At 55.7% G+C, this 2,898-nt stretch carries 1 protein-coding gene; it reads left to right on the forward strand.

Features of this window, described 5'->3' with window-relative positions; all coding sequences use genetic code 11:
• Nucleotides 1-235 precede the first annotated feature (235 nt).
• A partial coding sequence (locus tag AC0QH1_RS22580) for an NB-ARC domain-containing protein (protein WP_324633609.1) occupies nucleotides 236-2,898 on the forward strand: 2,663 nt, incomplete at its 3' end.

The following is a 2,898-nucleotide window of genomic DNA, read 5'->3' on the forward strand; positions in this document are numbered from 1 at the left end:
AACCGAAGAGTCCCAACCTTGAGGTGCATCTTTGAGGTAAAAAATGCTCTACCTCACCAATATGAGAATCGCTATATAAAAAACCCTACAGTCTTGACAATCGATCGCCGGTGCGGTAGAGTTGTATGGTGGGAAAAGAGTGGCCAAAAAAAAAAGGTGCGATCGCTGTCCACAGTTTGGCAAAAATATGCTATACCAAAATCATCCTCCCTAAACCATAGCCTCTGTTGTTGCCATGAGTCCCAGAGATATCCTGAAAGCCAATAAGCTGCTGTTGGTCGGTACGGCGATTTTATCATTAGCCGCGATCGCCTCCGGGTCGGCAGCACAATTGTGGGCGGGAAAAACCCTGGTGGATGTGGGGGGATTTTTGGCCAATGTGTTCTGCGGCATGACAGCGAATAACTTCGGAGAATTCGTCAATCGGTTGGGAGCAAAGCGGGAGATATTGGCAAACGAAGATTTGACCAAGGCAACCGGGGAGGCGATCGCCCTCGGAATTCGCACCGTTGCCAATGGCGAGAAGTTTCCCGAATTACGAAATATCTTGCACGATTTAGCCGATCGCGCCGAGGGCTATTGGCTCACCCTTGCCCGCGAAACTGCCGCAACCGAGGACTTTGCCGCCATTCAAGACAAGCAGCTACGCCATGCCTTTGCGGCAAATGCCGGCGAATTCGACCGAGTGCAGGCGCTGGATGAGGAGACTTGGCAAACCCTGACCTGGGAGTTGATGCAGCAACATCGCCAACACTTGCCAGCAGAGGTAGAAGAATATGAAGATGCGATCGCCACCCTTGCCCGTCACCTGCATCGCCACTTTCCCAAAAACTTGCGGCAAGTGCTGAAAAAAGACGCCGAGGGTGGCGGACCCGCATTTGCCGGCATGCTGTTGGACTTGCAGCGCGAAAGCGTAGGCATTTTGCGGGAAATTTGCACGCGCCTGGATGAGATGCCCAGCAAAACCGACCTCTCGAGCGCATTGGCAGAGTTAGAAACCGCCTTGCGACAAGATACCCTGCGAAATACTCGCACCTTAGAACGAATCGAGGCATTATTGCAGCAATTATTGCAGCAGCAGATTTTACCGACCCGCCCAGAAATCCCAGAATTGTGCGCCCCCTATCACCTGCCCGAATTGCCCCCGAAATTCCTGCCCCGCCCGGAAGAAATCGCAGACATCAAAGCCAAATTACTGGGAGCGGAGAGTCAAAAACTGGTAATGACGGGGGTTTCGCGCCGGGTGGGGGTGCAGGGCATGGGCGGCATCGGTAAATCCGTGTTAGCCGCCGCAGTGGGTCGCGACGAACAAGTGCAGCGACGGTTTCCCGATGGCGTGGTGTGGGTGACCCTGGGTCAAACCCCAAATATTGTTACCCGACAGGTGGATATTGCCTTTGCCTTCCAGGGAAATCGCCCCTATTTTGAAGATGCCCAACAGGGAAAAGGGCATCTGCGGCAATTGCTGGCCGAAAAAGCCTGTTTGCTGATCTTAGATGATGTGTGGCAGACCCACCATGCCGCAGCGTTTGACGTTTTGGGGCCAAACAGTCAGCTTTTGCTCACCACCCGCGATGCCGGATTGATAACCGGGTTGGGGGCGCAGGGGCATGAAGTGGGATTGCTGTCGGAAACTCAAGCCCTGGGGTTGCTGGCGCAGTGGGCCGGGGAACATCCGGAAACCTTGCCCCCAGCCGCGCGGGACGTAGCGCGGGAGTGCGGCTATTTGCCTTTAGCCGTGGCAATTGCCGGGGCGATGGTGTGTGGCGCGAATCGCTGGGACAACGTGCTGCACAAACTGCAATCTGCCGATTTAGAGAAACTGCAGCAGGAGTTCCCCAACTATCCCTATCCGAATTTGCTAAAAGCCATCCAAGTCAGCGTCGATGCACTTCCCGCCGAGGTGAAGGTGCGATATCTGGATTTTGCCGCCTTTCCCGAAGATACCCCGATTCCGGAAGCGGTGTTAGAGACCTTTTGGAAACCAGCGGGATTAGATAAATACGACATGCAGGATGTGGTGGATACCCTGGTGCAACGGTCCCTCGCTTTCCGCGATGCCGAGGGGCGCATCACCCTGCATGACCTGCAGATTGACTACGTGAGAAAACAGGCGGGGGACATTTCCCAGGTGCAGGAACGGTTTTTAGCCGCCTATGAGCAGCGCTATCCCCAGGGATATCACGCGGTGGAGGATGACGGCTATTTTTACCAGCATTTGATAACCCACCACCTGCCGCAGGCCCACAGCCCTGGCAAAATCCGCGCCTTGCTGTTGGACTTTCGCTGGTTGCAAGCGAAACTGAATGCCACGGATACGAAAGCCTTGCTGGCTGACTTCCCCGCTGCCGGGGGAGAAGCGGCAACAGTAGAGGCGCAAAACGCCATTGCCCTGGTAGAAAGTGCGATTCGCAACTCGGCCCATGTGTTAGAGGCGGATAAGACGCAACTGGCAGGGCAACTGTGGGGACGGTTGCTGTCATTTGTGCCGCCCCCCTCTCCCCCAGTGCCAAAATATCGCTATTTTTGGGAAAGAATTCCCCTACTCGGTAGATACTTGCCGAAATATGCCCAGACCCCGCCAGCAAAACGCGGCAAACTCCTTTCTTCCCCCCTTTTTAAGGGGGGGCAGGGGGGATCTAACCGTTCTCTGGAAGGCATGGGACAATCAGCACCCGCCACAGTCCCGGAAATCCAGGCACTGCTGACTCAGGCAAAACAGTGGCAGGAAAAACCCTGGTTTCGCCCCCTCACGCCGAGTCTCTACCCCGCAGGCGGGGCGCTGCTGCGTACCCTCACCGGGCATAGTGCCCGGGTAAATGCAGTGGCCATCACCCCGGACGGCACAGGGGCGGTTTCTGCATCAGACGATAACACCCTGAAACTGTGGGACTTGGC

This window comes from Phormidium sp. CCY1219, from assembly GCF_055795085.1.